General features: G+C 60.6%; 21 protein-coding genes and 2 tRNA genes. 13 read left to right on the forward strand and 10 right to left on the reverse strand.

Features of this window, described 5'->3' with window-relative positions:
* Positions 1–5: 5 nt before the first annotated feature.
* The gene (locus JET17_RS16240) at positions 6–1,451 is read right to left on the reverse strand and encodes an ATPase domain-containing protein (RefSeq protein WP_012315049.1); all 1,446 of its coding nucleotides are present in this window, start codon (positions 1,449–1,451) and stop codon (positions 6–8) included.
* Between the two features lie 5 nt (positions 1,452–1,456).
* Complete coding sequence (locus JET17_RS16245; RefSeq protein WP_012315050.1) at positions 1,457–2,617, reverse strand: two-component system sensor histidine kinase NtrB; 1,161 nt, start codon at positions 2,615–2,617, stop codon at positions 1,457–1,459.
* A gap of 301 nt (positions 2,618–2,918) precedes the next feature.
* Here JET17_RS16245 and JET17_RS16250 point away from each other — a divergent pair.
* A tRNA-Leu gene (locus JET17_RS16250) sits at positions 2,919–3,003 on the forward strand.
* A gap of 103 nt (positions 3,004–3,106) precedes the next feature.
* Complete coding sequence (locus JET17_RS16255; protein WP_012315051.1) at positions 3,107–3,520, forward strand: DoxX family protein; 414 nt, start codon at positions 3,107–3,109, stop codon at positions 3,518–3,520.
* A 1-nt stretch (position 3,521) separates the two neighbouring features.
* Here the strand turns inward: JET17_RS16255 and JET17_RS16260 are convergent, their stop codons facing one another.
* Positions 3,522–3,716, reverse strand: a complete 195-nt coding sequence (locus JET17_RS16260; RefSeq protein WP_012315052.1) for a hypothetical protein — start codon at positions 3,714–3,716, stop codon at positions 3,522–3,524.
* A 250-nt stretch (positions 3,717–3,966) separates the two neighbouring features.
* Between JET17_RS16260 and JET17_RS16265 the strand changes: the two genes are divergently transcribed.
* Positions 3,967–4,641, forward strand: coding sequence for a polysaccharide lyase family 7 protein (locus tag JET17_RS16265; RefSeq protein ID WP_012315053.1), 675 nt, complete (start codon positions 3,967–3,969; stop codon positions 4,639–4,641).
* A gap of 147 nt (positions 4,642–4,788) precedes the next feature.
* Here JET17_RS16265 and JET17_RS16270 read toward each other — a convergent pair whose 3' ends face one another.
* The gene (locus JET17_RS16270; RefSeq protein WP_039601980.1) at positions 4,789–5,016 is read right to left on the reverse strand and encodes a hypothetical protein; all 228 of its coding nucleotides are present in this window, start codon (positions 5,014–5,016) and stop codon (positions 4,789–4,791) included.
* Between the two features lie 156 nt (positions 5,017–5,172).
* Between JET17_RS16270 and JET17_RS16275 the strand changes: the two genes are divergently transcribed.
* Positions 5,173–5,544 (forward strand): hypothetical protein, encoded by a 372-nt coding sequence (locus tag JET17_RS16275; protein ID WP_039601981.1) that lies wholly within the window; start codon positions 5,173–5,175, stop codon positions 5,542–5,544.
* Positions 5,545–5,568: 24 nt separating this feature from the next.
* Here JET17_RS16275 and JET17_RS16280 read toward each other — a convergent pair whose 3' ends face one another.
* The 4 genes from JET17_RS16280 to sohB all read right to left on the reverse strand — a co-directional run bounded on the left by JET17_RS16280 (position 5,569) and on the right by sohB (position 9,303).
* A complete protein-coding gene (locus tag JET17_RS16280; protein ID WP_012315055.1) occupies positions 5,569–6,465 on the reverse strand; it encodes a LysR family transcriptional regulator in 897 nt (298 codons plus the stop codon).
* A 165-nt stretch (positions 6,466–6,630) separates the two neighbouring features.
* Positions 6,631–7,623 carry a zinc-dependent alcohol dehydrogenase family protein gene (locus JET17_RS16285; protein WP_012315056.1) on the reverse strand — a complete coding sequence of 331 codons (993 nt, stop codon included), beginning with the start codon at positions 7,621–7,623 and terminating at the stop codon, positions 6,631–6,633.
* A 434-nt stretch (positions 7,624–8,057) separates the two neighbouring features.
* Positions 8,058–8,131 (reverse strand) — tRNA-Cys (locus JET17_RS16290).
* Between the two features lie 152 nt (positions 8,132–8,283).
* Complete coding sequence (gene sohB / locus JET17_RS16295; RefSeq protein ID WP_012315057.1) at positions 8,284–9,303, reverse strand: protease SohB; 1,020 nt, start codon at positions 9,301–9,303, stop codon at positions 8,284–8,286.
* Between the two features lie 197 nt (positions 9,304–9,500).
* On the opposite strand from sohB, the gene JET17_RS16300 reads away from it, so the two are divergent.
* The 4 genes from JET17_RS16300 (at position 9,501) to JET17_RS16315 (ending at position 12,636) form a co-directional block, all read left to right on the forward strand.
* On the forward strand, positions 9,501–10,211 hold the full coding sequence (locus JET17_RS16300) for a histidine phosphatase family protein (protein WP_012315058.1): 711 nt from the start codon (positions 9,501–9,503) through the stop codon (positions 10,209–10,211).
* A 56-nt stretch (positions 10,212–10,267) separates the two neighbouring features.
* Positions 10,268–10,585, forward strand: a complete 318-nt coding sequence (locus JET17_RS16305) for an SCP2 sterol-binding domain-containing protein (protein ID WP_012315059.1) — start codon at positions 10,268–10,270, stop codon at positions 10,583–10,585.
* 192 nt (positions 10,586–10,777) lie between these two features.
* On the forward strand, positions 10,778–11,845 hold the full coding sequence (locus tag JET17_RS16310) for a phosphotransferase family protein (protein ID WP_012315060.1): 1,068 nt from the start codon (positions 10,778–10,780) through the stop codon (positions 11,843–11,845).
* Between the two features lie 23 nt (positions 11,846–11,868).
* Positions 11,869–12,636: an SDR family oxidoreductase gene (locus JET17_RS16315; RefSeq protein ID WP_012315061.1), complete on the forward strand. Its 768-nt coding sequence runs from the start codon at positions 11,869–11,871 to the stop codon at positions 12,634–12,636.
* A gap of 93 nt (positions 12,637–12,729) precedes the next feature.
* On the opposite strand, the gene JET17_RS16320 is transcribed toward JET17_RS16315, so the two are convergent.
* Positions 12,730–13,080, reverse strand: coding sequence for a hypothetical protein (locus tag JET17_RS16320; RefSeq protein WP_012315062.1), 351 nt, complete (start codon positions 13,078–13,080; stop codon positions 12,730–12,732).
* A 114-nt stretch (positions 13,081–13,194) separates the two neighbouring features.
* On the opposite strand from JET17_RS16320, the gene JET17_RS16325 reads away from it, so the two are divergent.
* Positions 13,195–13,497 (forward strand): RcnB family protein, encoded by a 303-nt coding sequence (locus JET17_RS16325; RefSeq protein ID WP_012315063.1) that lies wholly within the window; start codon positions 13,195–13,197, stop codon positions 13,495–13,497.
* A 1-nt stretch (position 13,498) separates the two neighbouring features.
* Here JET17_RS16325 and JET17_RS16330 read toward each other — a convergent pair whose 3' ends face one another.
* Complete coding sequence (locus tag JET17_RS16330) at positions 13,499–14,659, reverse strand: GGDEF domain-containing protein (protein WP_012315064.1); 1,161 nt, start codon at positions 14,657–14,659, stop codon at positions 13,499–13,501.
* A 224-nt stretch (positions 14,660–14,883) separates the two neighbouring features.
* On the opposite strand from JET17_RS16330, the gene JET17_RS27580 reads away from it, so the two are divergent.
* The 4 genes from JET17_RS27580 (at position 14,884) to JET17_RS16350 (ending at position 19,064) form a co-directional block, all read left to right on the forward strand.
* Positions 14,884–15,063, forward strand: coding sequence for a hypothetical protein (locus tag JET17_RS27580; RefSeq protein WP_080516485.1), 180 nt, complete (start codon positions 14,884–14,886; stop codon positions 15,061–15,063).
* 51 nt (positions 15,064–15,114) lie between these two features.
* Positions 15,115–15,501, forward strand: a complete 387-nt coding sequence (locus tag JET17_RS16340) for a glycine zipper domain-containing protein (protein ID WP_012315066.1) — start codon at positions 15,115–15,117, stop codon at positions 15,499–15,501.
* Positions 15,502–15,684: 183 nt separating this feature from the next.
* The gene (locus tag JET17_RS16345; RefSeq protein ID WP_012315067.1) at positions 15,685–17,514 is read left to right on the forward strand and encodes an SLC13 family permease; all 1,830 of its coding nucleotides are present in this window, start codon (positions 15,685–15,687) and stop codon (positions 17,512–17,514) included.
* Positions 17,515–17,639: 125 nt separating this feature from the next.
* Positions 17,640–19,064, forward strand: a complete 1,425-nt coding sequence (locus JET17_RS16350; RefSeq protein ID WP_042111554.1) for a GGDEF domain-containing protein — start codon at positions 17,640–17,642, stop codon at positions 19,062–19,064.
* Position 19,065 lies beyond the last annotated feature (1 nt).

Consider the following 19,065-nt stretch of genomic DNA (forward strand, 5'->3'; position numbering starts at 1 on the left):
GCCCGTCACCCACTGCCTTGGGGCACCGGAGTACCCGAGAGCACACCGGATGAGCCCTCGAAAGCCTTGTGCAGGTGGATGCCCTGCGGCCCGATGCGCAACTCATGCAGCGCGGGGTCGTGATGGCTGTCACGCACCTTGAGCACTGACAGCATGCGCCGCAGTTGCGAATCCAGTTCGACAAAACGCATCAGCAAAAGGTTATCGACGATGCTCGACAGGTCGGGGGCCGGGGCGGTGATTTCCGAGCCGAAGAGGTCGCGCATCTCCCAGGTGAGCATGACGCTGATATCGCGTGCGCGCAGCTCGCCGGTCAAGGCACGAAAGAACGCATTGAGACGTGCAGGATCGGTTGCCAGGCGGCTGAATGCACCCAGGCTGTCGATCAGCACACGCTTGCTGCCCTGCTGCTCGACAAGCTCCAGCAGGCGCGCACCGACCTGGTCGAGCAGACCCTCGGTCGTCGGCTGCCAGTTCAGTTGCAGAGCGCCTTGCCGCTCCAACGCGGCGAAGTCATAACCCAAGGAGGCAGCCTTCAGGCGCAACCTTGCAGGTGTCTCATAGAAGCCGAAATGCAGCGCGGGCGCCTCGGCTGTTGCCGCGCCAAGAAAGGCCAGGCCCAGTGACGTCTTGCCGACGCCGGAGGGGCCCATCAACAAACTGACCGAACCATTGGCCAGCCCGCCCCCCAACATTTCATCCAGCGCGGTTACGCCCGTGGTCACCTGGCTCAGCGTGGCCGAGCCCAGCTGGCTGGGGTGGCTGTACAGCGCTTCCAGGCGCGGATACACATGTATCCCGGCCTCGTCGATCAGGCATTCATGGCGCCCTGACAGTGCCCCACTACCCCGCGTCTTGCGCAGTTGCACATGGCGCACGGCGCGGCTGCCCAGCAGTTGTTCACCCAGTTCGATCACGCCATCGACCATGGTGTGCTCGGGGCTGCCTTCATCGAGCCGGGCACTGGTCAGCAGCAGCACGGTACAGCCGGCAAAAGCGGCATGCCCCTGCAGCTCGGATACGAACTTCTTGGTGTCCAGTGTCGTTTCCGCGCGTACCCGGGCATTGAGGACGCCATCGACGATCAGCAGGCTGGCCTGCTGGCGGCCAATTTCCTGGCGGAGCAATTTGACCACCGCGTCTAGCCCTTCTTGTTCAAGGGTATCGAAGGCACTGACGAACTGGATCTGGTCGCCGACCAGCGCCGGATCAAAGAATTCCAGGGTAGCCAGGTACTGAAAAAGCCGCTCATGGGACTCACTGAGCAAGGTGGCAACCAACACCCGGCCCCCTTCACGCACATGACCACAGGCCAACTGGTTGGCGAGGATGGTCTTGCCCGCGCCAGGCGGCCCCTGAACGATGTACGAGCCACCTGCGACCAATCCACCCTTGAGTAAGGCATCGAGCCCCTCGATCCCCGTCATCAGCCGCATGAGTGCCTGTACCATAAGGGTTACCTGTGGAGTTGAGGATCAGCACCGCGCTCAGACGCCGGCAGATAAAGGCGTATGCAGGTGCCCTTGCCGGGCGTGCTCTGCACAGTGATTGCGCCGTTGCTCTGCTTGGCAAAGCCGTAGGCCTGGCTTAGCCCAAGACCTGTACCTTTGCCAAAAGGCTTGGTAGTGAAAAACGGCTCGAAGATGCGCGGCAGCACTTGGGGGTCGATGCCAGTTCCGTTGTCATGCACTTCAAAGCACACGAACGGGCCATGCAGCCCTTCCACTTCGCCCGTCAGCACGAGCGAATCGAGCGCAATGCAGATCGTGCCGTGCTCACCGATTGCATCGCGGGCATTGAACAACAGATTGAGCAATACCATCTGTAACTGCCCGGCATCCACTTCGATCATGGGCAAATCAGCTGGTAGGCGCTCCTGCAACTCAACATCACTCGGCAAGGCGTGTTCCAGCAAACTGCGCGTAGAAGCCAGCACCGTGGCAGGTGCGACCATCGCGACATCCATCTGCCGATGCCGAGCGAACGTCAGCAGTTGCTGAGTCAGCTTGGTACCACGCTGGCCGGCATCCACGATGTGCTCCAGCATACGCTGCACACGCGCCGGGTCCTGGCTGCTCAATGCCAACTTGGCCGAACTCATGATGATGGTGAGCAGATTGTTAAAGTCATGCGCCAAACCACCCGTCAACTGGCCCAGCGCCTCGAGCTTTTGCGCTTGGAACAACTGGGCACGGATGGCGTCAAGCTGCAGCGCCGATTCGCGCCGATCGGTGATATCGCGGGTGACCTTGGCCAGGCCAATGATGTGCCCCAGGTCATCGCGTATCACATCGAGGGCGGCCAACGCCCAGAATTGCGTACCGTCCTTGCGTACCCGCCAGCCCTCATCCTGCGCCACGCCCAGCTCAAGGGCTTGCTTGAGCAAATAGTCAGGACGCCCCTCGGCGCAGTCCTGGGGCGTGAAGAACAGCGAAAAATGCCGGCCTATAACTTCGTCAGCACGATAGCCCTTGATCCGCTCGGCGCCTGCATTCCACGACACCACCCGGCCAGAGGGGTCAAGCATATAGATGGCATAGTCCACCACAGACTGCACCAACTGCTCGTAGCGGTTGGCGGTCATGACAGGGGGGGCGATGCAGTCGGCTGAAACCATGCAAACTCCACAGGCACAGCGGTTGGGCGGCAATGAGTTCGGTCAGCGTAGCCCCCAAGCATGGGCGGACGATGCACCCGTCAGCACGGGCAAGACTGGCTTGGAACATAGACGCTGTACTCATTGGATCCAGTCAGGAACGGCACAGTGGCCTAATGACAGTAAGGTGTCAATCTCCTGTGCAAATGCCACCCCACTTCTTAGATCATAGGCGCTATAGTTGACTCAAATATAACAATGGGTTATAAAGCGCGCTTGATTGCCAGGGCCTTCTGCTTAGAAGCGTACCGGCCTCAAGCGTGCGAGTGTGGTGGAATTGGTATACACAGCAGACTTAAAATCTGTCGGCGTGAGCCTTGCGGGTTCGAGTCCCGCCACTCGCACCATACTTCCAGAAAAGGCGCCCTTGCGGCGCCTTTTTGCTGCCCGGCGGAAATTCGCCATGCAGCTGCTAAAGTGGAGCTTGTCTGCATCCACTGGAATGCCACCATGCGCTACTCCCTCTTCGCTGGCCAACGCGACGTGATCATCCTGATCGCCCGTGTGCTATTGATGATCCTCTTCGTCATTTCCGGTTGGGCGAAGCTGACCGGCTTCGATGGCACGGTCGGCTACATGACATCGCTGGGCGCCCCAGCGCCCATGGTTGCCGCAGCAGTCGCCGTGATCATGGAGTTCTTCGTCGCCATCATCCTGATCCTCGGCTTCTACACCCGCCCGCTGGCCTTCCTGTTCGCCCTGTTCGTGCTGGGCACCGCGCTGATCGGACATCCGTTCTGGAACATGGTCGACCCTGAACGAGCCGCCAACATGACCCAGTTCCTGAAGAACCTGAGCATTGTTGGCGGCTTGCTGCTACTGGCGGTGAGCGGCCCGGGGCGCTTCTCGCTGGACGGGCGCTGAGTCAATCGTCCAGGTCGTCGTGCCAGGCTGGATGGTCGCTCTCGTCATCATCGAGGTCATCCAGCAACGCATCATCCTCCTCGACCTCATCCTCGGCACCCTGCGCATCCGCTTCAGGTTCGAAGCCGTCGTAGAGAAATTCGTGGTCGAGCAGGTGATCGTGTTCAGGCTCGTGCAGGTCGTCTTCGTGGCGCATGATCGCTCCTGGGAAAGTGGCACGCCTGTATAAGCGCATCGGCTGGCATGGTCAATGGATGGGGGGTTAATGCTGACTTAACCGGTAGCCTTCATCCTGCAGGCTCTCCCTTCAAACGTGACTTGCCCGCCTTAATGGCGGGCTTTTTTTGCCCTGCCTTTCGTCAGCGACACACTTCTTCGCTGGAACTTACACCCCATCTGCCAGGCTCGCAAACCTTGCAAGAGTTGGAATTTTCAAGGAGAAAACCATGGCAGTGAACATTGATAACCTCATCATCACCACTCCGGTGCCGAAATCCGCCTCCAACCCGGTTGCCTTGGAAGTCACCGGCGCACAGGCCTTGGCTAGCCTGACCAACGTCGTTGCACGCCAGAGTGACGGCTCGATACGCATGACCGCGCCGACCAAGGGTGCGTCCAGCAAGAGTACTCACCGCACACGCTGCGAATGGAAAGAACCCGTGTATTGGTCACTGGGCAGCGCAGCGCGCCACCGCAACCACCAGACAATGACCCTGGAGAAGGTCAATCTGGCGCAAAAGGTGGTAATTGCCCAGTTGCATGTGAAAGACAATAACAGCCCGCCAATCAAGGTGTTCTGGAACAAAGGCAAAATCACTGTCGGCTTTCGTTCAGATTTTAACCAAGCCACGCCAGCCAACAGCACCGTGCTGGCCGAGGTGCCGCTGGGTGCGCGTTTCGATGTGAGCATCGTGGTGAGTGAAGATGGCGCTTGCACGGTCAGCGCAAGCAGCAATGGCCGCAGCGGCACCACGACCGCACTGCAACTGGCGCCATCCTGGGCGACGCAGACGCTGAATTTTCACGGTGGAGTCTACAACCAGGTGGACTACAGCAATGACACGCCGCCAGGGGATGCTTCGGTGTGCGTAATCAGCGCACTTGAACTGAGCCATGAGTGAGCCAGGCATTACAGGCTAACGACATGCTCTTCACGAATTCATGACAAAAACCTTGGCACACTGAGATTGTTTCTCACGTTCTTTGGGCCCGCCACTTGTTGGCGGGTTTTCTTTTTCTGGCGGACCAGTGCCGCCGGGCGCTCAATGCTAAGCGTCAAGCACGGTCACCCTTACACCCGTAGCCACAATCTCGTACTCGGTTTCAGAAATCTTTTTCACATCCCCACCGGCCTGCATTTCGAAATGCTTCAAACCCTCATGCCGAACCATGCCGTGCGGCGAGCGCTCAACGGTCTCGTCCTGATAAATGTTGATGACGTACCGCACGTTGTCCGTGCCGACACCAATGATCTTTCCGACATATTTGTCTGCCATGTCCGCATCCCCTTGATTACCTCACCGTAGCGGGTGCTCGTTGATCAAGCCACTCTGCTGGAGGAAGCAGCCGACTTTCAGACCACCGGGCGCCGCAGCGTGGGATCAGGTCGCGCACGACCCTTGGTCATCTTTTTGTACTAATCAGTACATTCCATGCGTAAAATCCCCACCCGACTGGTAATTGCCCTACAAACCTACGATCTGGTTATGGAGTGTAGTAAGACGATGCAAACGGATTCAAATCGCCTGATGACCGCTCTGGAGCACAAGATGCTGCTTGAGAACTTCAACATCAGTTCGACCCAGGTTGAAGAGCAACTGAAATACATCGTCTGCGGGCAATCCACATCATGCGAGCTGGAGCGGCTGCTTGGCCCGTATGAGAACTGCGAGAGCCGGGGTGACTTGAGATTGCTTCGGTGGGCGTTTGTCTACACGGAGGGGGGGCTGGGCCTGAGCGACCCTCAGGTACTTACGGTGGCAATCGACGCAAAGGGCTGCGTAACTGATTTTGCCCTCGTCTAGCGTGCTGACCTGATCGGAGAATTCCTAACGCCTTTCCTCTTGGAATAACGCACTCACCCACTCGACAAATACGCGCACATTGGGGGACAGGTGCCGGCGATCCGGAAACAGCACGGAAACGGTCTTCGGCTCGACTGGAACATCCGGCAGAACCTCCACCAGGCGCCCGCTATCGATGTATCGCTGCAACGCCGGGCGCAACCCCTGCACCATCCCGATCCCCGCCAGCGCGCAGCAGAGTAACGCCCCGGCATTGTCGACGACGATGGCGCTGCGCATCTTTACACTGATCATTTTACCGTTGCCCCTGAATCGCCAAGGCATGATCTGGCGGCGCTGCTCAACCATGAAGTTGACTGCCAAGTGCGCCTGTAAATCATCCAGCGTGCCGGGTAAACCATACTTCTGTACGTAGGCGGGAGCCGCGCAGGTCACCAAAGCAACCTCGCCGATACGTTTGGCAACCAGGCTGGAATCATCCAGATCACCGAGCCGCACGGAACAATCGATGCCTTGCGCGATGAGGTCATTCAGATTGTCAGAGGTTGCCAGAGATATTTCCAGGCCAGGGTAGCGATCCATGAGCTCGGGCAATCGCGGGATTATCACCGCCTGGCCGAGTACGGTCTGCATGTCGATCCTGAGCTTGCCTCGCGGCGGGCGGGCCGGCGAAAACCAGTCCAGCGTGTCCGCTAGCTCTGCGAGTAATTTCAAGCTTCGTTCATAGAACTCATCGCCAGCGGGCGTGGTGTTCACCCTGCGCGTGGTGCGGTGTAACAGCTGAACGCCCAATTCGTGCTCAAGATTCTGGATGAGTTTGGAGAGTGCCGGGCGATGCACATTGAGCGCCTCGGCCGCTTTGGTATAGCTGCCATGCTCAACAACTGCCACGAACATTTGCATGGCTTCGATCAGGTTCATCGCGATCTTCCAGTTACCTGTACATTGGGCCAGACGTACTCTGCACTAAGGACGATAGCGAAGCCAGGCGGCCTCTCTCATACACCAAAACAAAATATGCCATCACTGCTTGGTAGCAAGCAGCGATGGCATACCGCAGCCTGACTGACGGCCGCAGGATGCTATTCAGTCAACCACGACGACGATCTTGCCGATTTGCGCATTCGACTCCATTCGGCGGTGTGCTGTCGCAATTTCATTGAGCGGGAAGACCTGGTCGATGACGGGCTTGAGCTGACCACCTGCCAAGCCTTTGCCAACGAATGCCTTGGCATTGGCCAGCTTTTGAATATCTGTGGTGATTTCGAACAGCTCGTAGCCGCGCACGGTCAGGTGTTTGCCAAGAATGTCGAAGACCGGAACCGGGATATCGCGATGATCGAGAGCGCCGTACTGGAAGAAGATTCCGGTATTGGCCATGGATTTGATCAACTTGGTTGCCTCGGGGCCACCAACGGGGTCGAAAACAATACGCGCGCCTTCGCCCTCGGTGATCGCGGCCACCTCGGCAATCAGATCCTCTTCCTGGGTGGCGATTACATATTTTGCACCAACATCCAGCAACGCCTGGCGCTTGGCACTTGTGCGAGTAAGGGCCACCGGGATGGCGCCTAGCATGTTGGCGATCTGGATCGCTGCCAGGCCGACACTGCTCGACGCAGCCGGGATGAGCACGGTTTCGCCAGCCTTTAGATTGCCGTACTCAACCAGGGCGCCGTATGCAGTGACAAACATCATCCAGCTGGCCGCTGCCTCCACGAAACTGAGGTTGGACGGATGCTTGACGACAGCATGCGCGGGCGCATTGACCACCTCGCCATACATGCCGTAATCAGCGAATGAGAACGACGGCACGACGCTAACTGCGTCACCAGGAACAACGTCGCTGACGTCACTACCAACCGCGCGGACAATCCCGGCCGCTTCATAGCCGAGCTTCGCCGGGAACTGGGGATCAATCACGTACTGCCCAGTGCGGTACATGATTTCCGCACGGTTCAAGCCGATAGCTTTTACTTCGATCTGAACCTCGCCGCTTTTCGGCGCGGGTACAGCGACCTCATCGAGAATCAGAACATCAGCGTCACCGGTACGGTGAAAGTGAACGACCTTGGGCATGGCACACCTCATTAACGGCTAGGGATAACGGTTCCTTCTGGAAGTCGCGCCATGCTACCCACCCGCTTGCGTGTGATAGAGAGCTGTTCGGCTCATAAATTGGTACTCAACAAGAACCAATCCCTGGCCGGTCGGCAAATAGAAAGGGCACGCAGGGCGCATCGAAAGTGAGCCGACCGGCCGTGACCTGCTCATTGAAACACTGCTTGAACGCCGCAAGCTCCAAGGCGTGCGCAACTCTCGGCTCATCACCGACGGCTCGGGCCTGCGAATGAGAAGATCACCAAGCGAGTTTATCGTCGCGTCAGCGAGGTGGTCAGCCCAACCAAGTAACGGCCTGATGCGGAAACGATGCCTTGTGATGCGGAAACGATCAGGTTTTCTAGCGCGCAAAGAAAAACCCCGCAGACGTTAATCTGCGGGGCTTTCGAATGTGGAGGCCGAGGTCGGAATCGAACCGGCGTAGACGGATTTGCAATCCGGAGCATAACCACTTTGCTACTCGGCCTCAAAGTTCGGATCTAGTTGCTTGCGCTTCTATCTCCTTGAAACGTAGAACCTTTTTCAAAGTTTGCTGCGTTTCGATGGGCGCCATTATGTCTGCATTCCGCCAACCTTGCAACCCCCTGAACAGAAAAAATATTCAAGGGGTTCAACGTGTTAGCGCAAGCGGCCAAGTTTGCTCCACAAACCTACCACGGCGTTCTCAACCGCACCGCTCGCCGCCATGCCGATTCGCTCCTGCAGGCTTTTGCGTTCGGCATAGTGCACATGGAACAGGCTGGCGTTGCGGGCGCGCTCGCTGAGGTACTCGTCGCTGGTCTGCAACTGATCCACCAGCTTGCGATTTAGCGCGGCGACACCCAACCAGACTTCGCCGGTAGCCACTTCGTCGATGTGCAACTGCGGGCGGTAGCGGGCGACAAAGTCCTTGAACAGCTGGTGCGTGATGTCCAAGTCTTCCTGGAACTTCTCGCGGCCCTTCTCGGTGTTCTCACCGAACACGGTCAGGGTGCGCTTGTACTCGCCGGCGGTCAGTACTTCGAAATCGATGTTGTGCTTTTTCAGCAGACGGTTGACGTTCGGCAACTGCGCCACGACGCCGATCGAGCCAAGCACGGCAAAGGGCGCGCTGACGATTTTCTCGCCGATACAGGCCATCATGTAACCACCGCTGGCGGCTACCTTGTCGATGCACACGGTCAGCGGAATGCCGGCCTGGCGGATGCGCGCCAGTTGCGAGGCCGCAAGGCCGTAGCTGTGCACCAGGCCGCCACCGCTTTCCAGGCGCAGCACGACTTCGTCACGCGGGGTGGCGAGGGTCAGCAGCGCCGTGATTTCGTTGCGCAGGCTTTCGGTGGCGGACGCCTTGATGTCGCCATCGAAGTCGAGTACGAACACCCGGCCTTTCTCTTCGACCTTGCCTTTTTTCTGCTGTTTTTCCGCTTTGGCCTGCTGCTTGCGCAGGGCCTTGAGCTGGGCCTTGTCGAGCAAGCCCGCTTCCAACCGCTCGCGCAGCTCTTTGTAGAATTCGTTGAGACGGGTGACCTGCAACTGCCCGCCAGCCTTGCGCCGCCCCTTGCCGCGCAAGCCGGCGATGGCAGACAGCACCACCAGGATGGCAATCACCAGGGTGGCGGTTTTAGCGAGAAAGCTTGCGTATTCGGCAAGAAACTCCACGTTGACTCCTTATGAACCTGCGCCTGTACGGCGCGAAACTGTAGCAAGCATACCGGTGTGCCCGTAGCGCTGCCAGCTGCGGTAAACGCTGGCAACACAGTTCAAACGACCTTTTCAAACGCTTGTATGTTTTTTCGTTGACAGCCCGTGTGGCGCATCCTAACCTCGCAGCAACCTTAAAGCGGCCGGACACCTTCGTGGGCAACATCTACCTCATCCGACATGGCCAAGCCTCATTCGGTGCCGACGACTATGACGTCTTGTCGCCGGTGGGTGTGCGGCAAAGCCAGGCACTGGGTGAACACCTTGCCCGGTTGGACCTGCGCCTTCACCGATGCGTGGCCGGTGATCTGCGCCGCCAGCAAGATACTGCGCGGCTGGTACTGGAGGCATTGCACGGTAATGGCTGCGCGGTGCCCGCCATTGAGACCGACCCTGCGTTCAATGAGTTCGATGCCGACGGTGTTATCCGTGCCCTGCTGCCCGGCCTGCTGGCCGAAGAGCCGCAGGCCCTGCACATCCTGCGCAATGGTGCCCAGAACCGCAGCGAATTCCAGCGCCTGTTCGCCCTGGTGGTGCAGCGCTGGCACGCCGGCGAACATGCCGACGACGGCCTGGAAACCTGGCAGGCGTTTACCGCGCGGGTGCAGGCCGGGTTGCAACGTGTGCTGGACAGCGCCGGCAGTGGCGACAACATCGCGGTATTCACCTCGGGAGGCACCATTGCCGCCCTGCTTCACCTGACTACTGGAATTACCCCCAGCCAGGCCTTCGCGCTGAACTGGCAGATAATCAACACGTCGCTCAGCCAGCTGAAGTTCCGCGGCCGTGACGTGGCACTGGCTTCCTTCAATAACCAGGCCCATGTGCAGTTGTTGAAGGTGCCGGAGCTCATTACCTTTAGATGAGCCCGGCCTGTTGTGTCCCTATTCGGGACGTGAAATCACTCAATAAGGAATGCGCCATGACCTCCGTAGCTGATGCCGTGAAAAAGATGCAAGAGAAGTTCAATCCGTCTGCAGCCGAAGGCCTGGACCTGGTGTTCGGCTTCAACATCACCGACGAAGACAAGCACTACGCCCTGATCGTCAAGGACGGTACCTGCAACCTGCAGGAAGGCGAGAACCCGGACGCCAACTGCACCCTGGTCATGGACAGCGAAACCCTCAAAGGCATCGTCAGTGGCGAGACCGACGGCATGCAGGCGTTCATGGGCGGCAAGCTGCGCGTTGAAGGCGACATGATGCTGTCGATGAAGCTCAGCGAGCTGTTCCCTTCCTGAGTGAGGGGCGCACCGCGCGAGACGAAAACCGAAGCCTGACCGGCTTCGGTTTTTTTTTGCCCGCCAGTGTGCATTCGGTGCAGTGATCGGCCGGCAACACCCAAACCTATATGGCACCTGGCACGCTTGTTCCAGTGCATCAAGGCCATTAGATTAGCCAATAATCCTTGCGATCGATAATAAGGTAAACGCATGACGCTCACCGACCAGTCCACCCAGGTACGCCCCGGCGAAGAACTCGACGCGGCCGTCATCGACCCTTACCTCAAGGCCAATATCGCGGGCCTTGAAGGCGCACCGCGCATCAGCCAGTTCCCCGGGGGGGCTTCCAACCTGACCTACCTGGTGGCTTACCCAGGCCGTGAGTTCGTGCTGCGGCGCCCGCCTTTCGGCCAGAAAGCCAAGTCGGCCCACGACATGGGCCGTGAGTTCCGCATCCTCAACCAGCTCAACAGCGGCTTCCCTTACTGCCCTAAGGCTTACACGCACTGCACCGATGAAACCCTGATCGGCGGCGAGTTCTATGTAATGGAGCGGGTAAACGGCATCATCCTTCGTTCGGACATTCCCGCCGAACTGAGCCTGGATGCCACCCGTACCGAAGCCCTCTGCAAAAGCTTCATCGACCGCCTGGTAGAGCTGCACCAGGTCGACTACCAGGCCTGCGGCCTCGCCGACCTGGGCAAGCCTGAAGGCTACGTGCAGCGCCAGATCGAAGGTTGGACCAGCCGCTACGAAAAAGCCCTGACACCCGATGCGCCGCGCTGGGAGCAGGTCATTGCCTGGCTGCGCGAAAAGATGCCGGCCGACCACCCTCGCCCAGGCATCGTGCACAACGACTACCGCTTCGATAACGTGATCCTGGATGCCGAAAACCCCATGCGCATCATTGGCGTGCTGGACTGGGAGATGGCCACGATCGGCGACCCACTGATGGATCTGGGCAACAGCCTGGCCTACTGGATCGAGGCGAGCGACCCGGCGCCGGTGCAACTGATGCGACGCCAGCCGAGCAATGCCCCCGGCATGCTGACCCGCCGCCAGTTCGTCGATTACTACGCCGAGCGTGCGGGCATACGCCTGGACAACTTCGATTACTACTATTGCTACGGCCTGTTCCGCCTGGCGGGTATCGTGCAGCAGATCTACTACCGCTTCTACCACGGCCAGACCCAGGACAAGCGCTTCGCCCAGTTCATCCACATGAACCGGTTGCTGGAGCAGATGAGCCTGCAGGTAATAGCCAAGTCCACGCTCTGACGACAGACAACAAGGAAAACAGCATGTCCAAGACCCACCTGTTCGACCTCGATGGCAAGATCGCTTTCGTCTCCGGCGCCAGCCGTGGCATCGGCGAAGCCATCGCGCACATGCTGGCCCAGCAAGGCGCCCATGTGATCGTTTCCAGCCGCAAGCTGGAGGGCTGCCAGCAGGTGGCCGATGCGATCATCGCAGCAGGCGGCAGGGCTACAGCAGTGGCCTGCCACATCGGTGAACTGGAACAGATCCAGCAGGTGTTCGCCGGTATCCGCGAACAGTTCGGGCGCCTGGACGTGCTGGTCAACAACGCCGCCACCAACCCGCAATTCTGCAATGTGCTGGACACCGACCCGGGCGCCTTCCAGAAGACCGTCGACGTCAATATCCGCGGCTATTTCTTCATGTCGGTTGAAGCCGGCAAGCTGATGCGTGAAAACGGCGGTGGCAGCATCATCAACGTGGCGTCGATCAACGGGGTTTCACCGGGCCACTTCCAGGGTATCTACTCGGTGACCAAGGCAGCGGTAATCAATATGACCAAGGTCTTCGCCAAGGAATGCGCGCAGTTCGGCATCCGCTGCAATGCCTTGCTGCCGGGCCTGACCGACACCAAATTCGCTTCGGCGCTGGTGAAAAACGACGCAATCCTCAACGCCGCACTGCAGCAGATCCCGCTCAAACGCGTGGCCGACCCCAAGGAAATGGCCGGCGCCGTGCTGTACCTGGCCAGCGATGCCTCCAGCTACACCACCGGCACCGCACTCAATGTCGATGGTGGTTACCTGTCCTGACTGCGCCCGCAGTCGCGGCCCTGTGGGAGCAGGATTGCCGGCTCCCACAGAGCCCAGGAACGCAAAGGGGCGTAAAAATCAAACCGCCAAGCGTTACAGGCAGGTGGCCGCCGCCGCCCGCCGCTGCAACGCCACGCCGTCATTCTTCTGTGCGTAGTAATCCACCCGTGTGCCACCAGCCTGCGGGTAGACATCCACGAACGATTCCGCTTCGCGGGTATACACCGTCAGCCCACCTTGCTTGCGCGACTCCAGATAGCCGCTAGCGTCATCCCCGAACACATCCTCTTTCTGCCAGCTGAACTGGATGCATTGGGCTACCAGCTCCGGCGCCTTTTGCGAATCGAGCTGTGCAGTCGGCTTGCCACCACGGGCCGTATCCATGGCTGCTGAAGCGCAACCAACCAATACCAGCGCCGCAGCCATCGGCAGAATTGCTCGCATGTTCCATCCTCGGGGCAAAAAAGAAAGCGACTCTAGCACTGCGCAGCATCGCGAGTGAATTGTCACGCGGGGGCTGTTGTCGCAGATAAGGCATGCCATCAACAGGAGATTGCCATGAAAGTACCTCGTCTTTTGCCTTCGCTGCTACTCGCCACCCTGCCCTGCCTGCCGATGATGGTGTCAGCCGCGCCCTCGGCTGAAGAGAGCATTACCGCACCAGAAACCCACAACCGCGAACTCAAAGTGGGCGACAAGGCACCCGACCAGTACAAACGCGACGAAGAAGCCTTGACCGACTGGAAGGCCAAGGGCCTGCCAGCACCGGAGAAAGAAAGCCATTGGGTACGCATGGGCGAACACTATGTGCTGGTGCAGATCACCAACGGCGTAGTGCTGGCCATCCACCCGGCGTCCTGACTCAACCGGCAGCGGTCAACGCCACCATGTGCACTGTGTTGCGCCCGGCTGCCTTGGCCTGATACAGCGCCGCGTCAGCCTGGGCAAGCAGGCTCGCGGTAGTGTCGTGCGGGCCAGGCACACCGCACCACAGCCCTACGCTGAAGCGCAGCGTGATCTGGTCACCGGCAAAGTGCGCCGGGCTGAGGGCAATGGCCTCCCTCAGGCCTTGCAAGGCTGCCATCGCGCCGTCACGATCGGCGTGTGGCAATAGCAACAGGAACTCCTCCCCCCCATAGCGCCCGAGACTGTCGCCGTGGCGCAGGCGCTGCTCCAACTGGCGTACGCAATGGCATAACACCTCGTCCCCGGCCAGGTGCCCGTACAGGTCATTGATACGCTTGAAATGGTCGAGATCGATCATCGCCACGGCCAAGCTGCTGCGTTCGCCACGGGCGCGGTCCAGTTCGACGGCAAAGCGCTCGAGAATCGCCCGACGGTTGTAGGTGCCCGTCAGCACATCGCGCAAGGCCAGGTGCTTAAGGCGTGATTCGCTGCGCTCCTTGGCCATCAGCACCAGGCCGATGGAGTACATCATCACCGTTACCGTACCGATGGCGACGGAAATGCTCTGCTTGAGGTTGCTGGTGTCGTAGCGCATTTCCACGGCCGTGCCATTGACCACTGCAAGCGCACGCATGCCCAGCCCGACCAGGCTGACAACGGCGCCAATCTGAAGCAACAGGTGCGCCCTGCCCGGCCGCTCGACGTGACGCCGCACCCAGTACAGGATCAGCGCGCACTGCAGCATCAGTACCAGCGTCGCCAGCAACATGCGCGGCTCCAGTGTGTCGAGCAGCAGCATCAGGCCCACCAACATGCAGGCGGGAATGATGAACACTTGCCGCCACGGCACAGCCTGCTCACGCACGCGAAACAGGCTGGCCGAATAGAACGCCAGGGCCAGTGATAGCAGGCTGTTGCCCACCCCATAGCTGAGCCACAGCGGGGCGTGCCCATAAACGGTGTAGCAAACGTAGGCCAACGCGTGGGCGAGCAAGCCGCAAGCGGTAAGCCAGAGATTGTCTTGGCGATTGGACTGGCCAACCAGCAACAGGCAGAACGCCAGGATGGTCGCGACCAGCGCAACGGCGGCGAACAGCGTGGGTGTATGGGCGATCATCATGATTCACCGTGTGGCAGATGGCCGTCTTCTTTGCGGCCTGTGCGCAAGTCTAAGCGCCCAACCGCAGGCGAGCCATGACCGAGCGGGACAGAACAGCAGCCGGCAGGCACGCCATTCATCGTCGGCGCAGCAAAAAAATGCCCGTTCAGGAAACCAAACTGATCGATCACAGTCTCAGAAAGTGTCCCGTAAACCTATGCGGATCAAGGACCTATATCGTGATGACCCGCCTTGCAAGCCTTTCTCTGATTGCCGCTTTTCTTTTAGTTGCCGGCTGCCACCATCATCGCTACCACGATGATGACGGCGGATGGCGCGATGGCGACCGCGACCACCGTCACCATCAGCGGCATGACCGCGACGATAACGATCGCCGCCACCGTGACCACGACTACCGCTAACACGTCTTTGCAACCCACTCTTAACCTGATGAATCTCCGAGGCTCCCTATCATGCGTCTGACTTTGCCTTCCCTTGCCCTTGGCCTGCTGCTGTGCCAAGGCGCTTTCGCCGGTGACGGTACCGCCGCCATCGGCGGTGGCCTGGGTGGCGTCCTGGGTAATGTTGTCGGCCAACAGCTCGGCGGCAGCACTGGTGCAGCTGTCGGCGCAGGCCTTGGCGGCGCCGCGGGCAGCGCGGTGGCTGCGCGCAAGGGCAACCGCACCGAAGCCGCCATCGGCGGTGGCCTGGGCTCGGCCGGCGGTTCGCTGTTGGGCGGCAAGGTCGGCGGTTCGGCCGGCTCGACCATCGGCGCCGGCCTGGGCGGCGCGGCCGGTGGTGCCATTGGCAACCACCTGGGTGACAACAACGGCAAGAAGCATCGCCGTCACCGTCACTGATTCAGCGCAGCCTTTGCAGGGGCCCGGCTTGCCGCCCCCTGCATCGACCCCGCAAGTTCCAGCCGCCTGAATAAGGCAGACTCGCTCCCCGCTGACCCTCATCAACACCCTCTTCACCACAAGCTGCCACACTGACTGCTACTGTCTTTCGTGCCCCCTTGAGTGAAGGAACACCCCCGCCCCATGAACCAGGAACTGCTCTGGGTCCTCGGCCTGCTGGCTGTCGTCATCGCCCTCTTCGTCATCAACCGACCACGCATGGACGTGGTCGCGCTGCTGGTGATTCTCGCCCTGCCACTGTCGGGCATCCTCACCGTGGAGCAGGCCCTGGCCGGCTTCAGCGACCCCAACGTTGTATTGATCGCTGCCTTGTTCGTGATCGGCGAAGGACTGGTGCGTACCGGCATCGCTTATCGCATCGGCGAATGGATGAGCGACCGGGCCGGCAATAGCGAAGCACGCCTGCTGGTGTTGCTGATGGTGTCGGTGGCCGGGCTGGGCTCGGTGATGAGTTCGACTGGCGTGGTTGCGATCTTTATCCCGGTGGTACTGAGCATTGCCGCACGCCTGCAGATTTCGCCAAGCCGCCTGATGATGCCGCTGAGCTTTGCTGGCCTGATCAGCGGCATGCTCAGCCTGGTGGCCACACCGCCCAACGTGGTGGTGCACAGCGAGCTGGTGCGCCACGGCGAGCAAGGTTTCAGCTTCTTCAGCTTCACGCCGTTCGGCCTGGTGGTGCTGGTGCTGGGGATTGGTTACATGCTGCTGACACGCCACTGGCTCAACGGCGAAGTACGCAAGGATGGTCGGGTGGAAAGCCGCCGTACCCTGCTCGACCTGGTACTGGACTATAAGCTCAACGGCCGGGAGCGGCGTCTGCGCATTCGCGCGCAATCGCCGCTGATCGGCCATACCCTTGGCGAGTTGGAGCTGCGCACCCGGCATGGCGCCAACGTGATCGGTATCGAACGTCAGCACAAGTTCACCACGCGGGTGATCGCCGCCGATTCGAGCACCGTCCTGCAGCAGGGTGATGTGCTGCTGCTCGACCTGTTCGCCAACCGCGACGACCTGCGCAACCTGTGCCAGACCATGCAACTGGAACCGCTGCACTTCAAGGCTGCCTATTTCATCGACCAGTCCCAGGAGCTGGGCATGGCCGAAGTCTCCCTGCCCCCCGGCTCGCAACTGGTCGGCAAAAGTATCCTGGACCTCGCCTTTCGTACCCGCTACGGCCTTAACGTGGTTGGCTTGCGCCGTGAGCAGACGGCGATCGACGAGCGCCTGGTGGAAGAGCCGCTGCGCCTTGGCGACACGCTGCTTGTTGTCGGCCCCTGGAAAGCGGTGCGGCAGCTGCAAAGCCAGCCAAAGGATTTCCTGGTACTGAGCTTGCCTGCCGAGATCGACCAAGTGGCACCAGCCCGTACCCGGGCACCCTATGCCCTGATCAGCCTGGCGGTGATGGTCGGGCTGATGGTCAGCGGCGTGGTACCCAATGTCATCGCCGCATTGATCGGTTGCCTGCTGATGGGGGCCGGGCGCTGCATCGACATGAACAGCGCCTACCGCGCCATCCACTGGCAAAGCCTGGTACTGATCGTCGGCATGCTGCCCTTCGCCCAAGCCCTGCAGCAAACCGGGGGCATCGATCTGGCAGTGGGCGGGCTGGTCAGCCTGTTGGGCGGCGCCGGGCCGATCGCCATGCTCGCCTGCCTGTTCATGGTCACAGCGGTGATCGGTCTGTTCATCTCCAACACGGCTACCGCAGTACTGATGGCACCTGTGGCGATCAGCACCGCGACCCAGCTAGGCCTATCGCCGTACCCGTTCGCCATGATCGTGGCCTTGGCCGCATCGGCGGCGTTCATGACCCCGGTTTCATCGCCGGTGAATACCTTGGTGCTCGGCCCAGGCCAGTACCGCTTCGCCGACTTCGTCAAGGTTGGTGTGCCCTTCACTGTGCTGGTGATGCTGGTGGCAGTGGTGATGGTGCCTTGGTTCTATGGTTTATGACACCAGAGGATGTTGGCCATTATCCTGCGCGATCGCAGCAGATTGACATTAAGAGGCCCGTGGAAACACACTGAGACGCTATTGCCCCAGGTGCCCAGAGCCGTTGTCCTGGATTCCGTTTCCGCTTGTCGGTCGAGCCTATGGTTTATCCAGCCCAATCGCGCGTGTTGCCCTATTTCGCTCTGTTCGGCCTGACCTTCGCCCTGACCCTGGGCGGTATCCTGGCACGGCCGATCGAGTCCCTGTCGCTGTTCTGGCCCGTCAATGCGGTGCTGACCGGCGTACTCTTGCGCTACCCGCGCCAAGCCACCCTGGTGGGGTTCACTCTGGTCTGGCTGGGTATGGTCGCCGCCGACCTGGCCTGTGGCAGCGCCTGGCCGCCAGCGCTGTGGTTCAACCTGTGCAACCTGAGCGTCGTGGTGACCGTGTGGCTACTGCTGTCACGCCTGCCGCGCCTGCACCGGCGCATGCGCAGCCCGCATGGGGTGCTCAGTGTATTCGGCGCGTGCGCGGCCGGTGCCATGGTGGCGGCCAGCCTGGCCTGCGTCATGGCTACTCCGTGGTTCGAGCAATCGTTGCGCGCCACCTGGCTGGCCTGGTTCAGCGAACAGTTCTCGACTGCGGTGCTGCTTTTGCCGGTACTACTAACGGCACCATCGGCACGCGCGTTGGTGCGCAGCGGCGCCCAGGCTGTAGCCCTGGCCCCTTTATTGGTGCTGCTGGCCTCGCTGGCCTTCAGCATCGCCTTCGGCGGGCCGGGGGCGATTGCCTTCCCGATCGCAGCACTGCTGTGGTGTGCGTGGACCTACTCACCGTTCCTGGTTTCGCTTCTGACACTGATTGCCGGCAGCACGCTGATCGTCGCGGTGGCGCAAAACCTGATGCACTTCAGCGTGCCGCAAAGCGAGCTTGGGGTTACCACACTGATGTCGGCCCGAATGGGCATCGCCATGCTGATACTCGGGCCACTGGTGGTCGCGTGCGTCAGCCAGGCCAATCGCAGCCTGCTGGCGCGCCTGGCGCACCAGGCCACCATTGATCACCTGACCGGCGCGCTGACCCGCAGCGCATTCACCCGCCGCGCCAACGCCCTGCTCGACAGCCGGCAAAAACACGCACAGGCCCTACCGCTGACCTTGATGATGCTCGATATCGACCATTTCAAGTCGATCAACGACCGCCACGGCCACGGCGTGGGCGATCAGGTGCTGCGCCAGTTCGCCCGGACCCTGCAAGACCAATTGCACGGCGGCGAGCTGCTGGCGCGCATGGGTGGTGAAGAGTTTGTGGTACTACTGCCGGGCCTGGCACCGGAGCGGGCCAGCTTCACTGCCGAACGGCTGCGCAGAGCAGTCCAGGACCTGCACCTGGCTAAGGGCGACGGGCGCCCGCAGATCACCGTCAGTATCGGCCTGGACGGCTGCGCCGGGCACGAGCCGGCCCCGACCCTGGACGAGCTGCTGGCCCGTGCGGACCAGGCGCTGTACCGCGCCAAGGCACACGGCCGTAATCGTGTGGAAGTGGCAGAGACGCAGCGCCAGGTGATTTGAC

This window comes from Pseudomonas putida (assembly GCF_016406145.1).
GTDB lineage: Bacteria > Pseudomonadota > Gammaproteobacteria > Pseudomonadales > Pseudomonadaceae > Aquipseudomonas > Aquipseudomonas putida_E.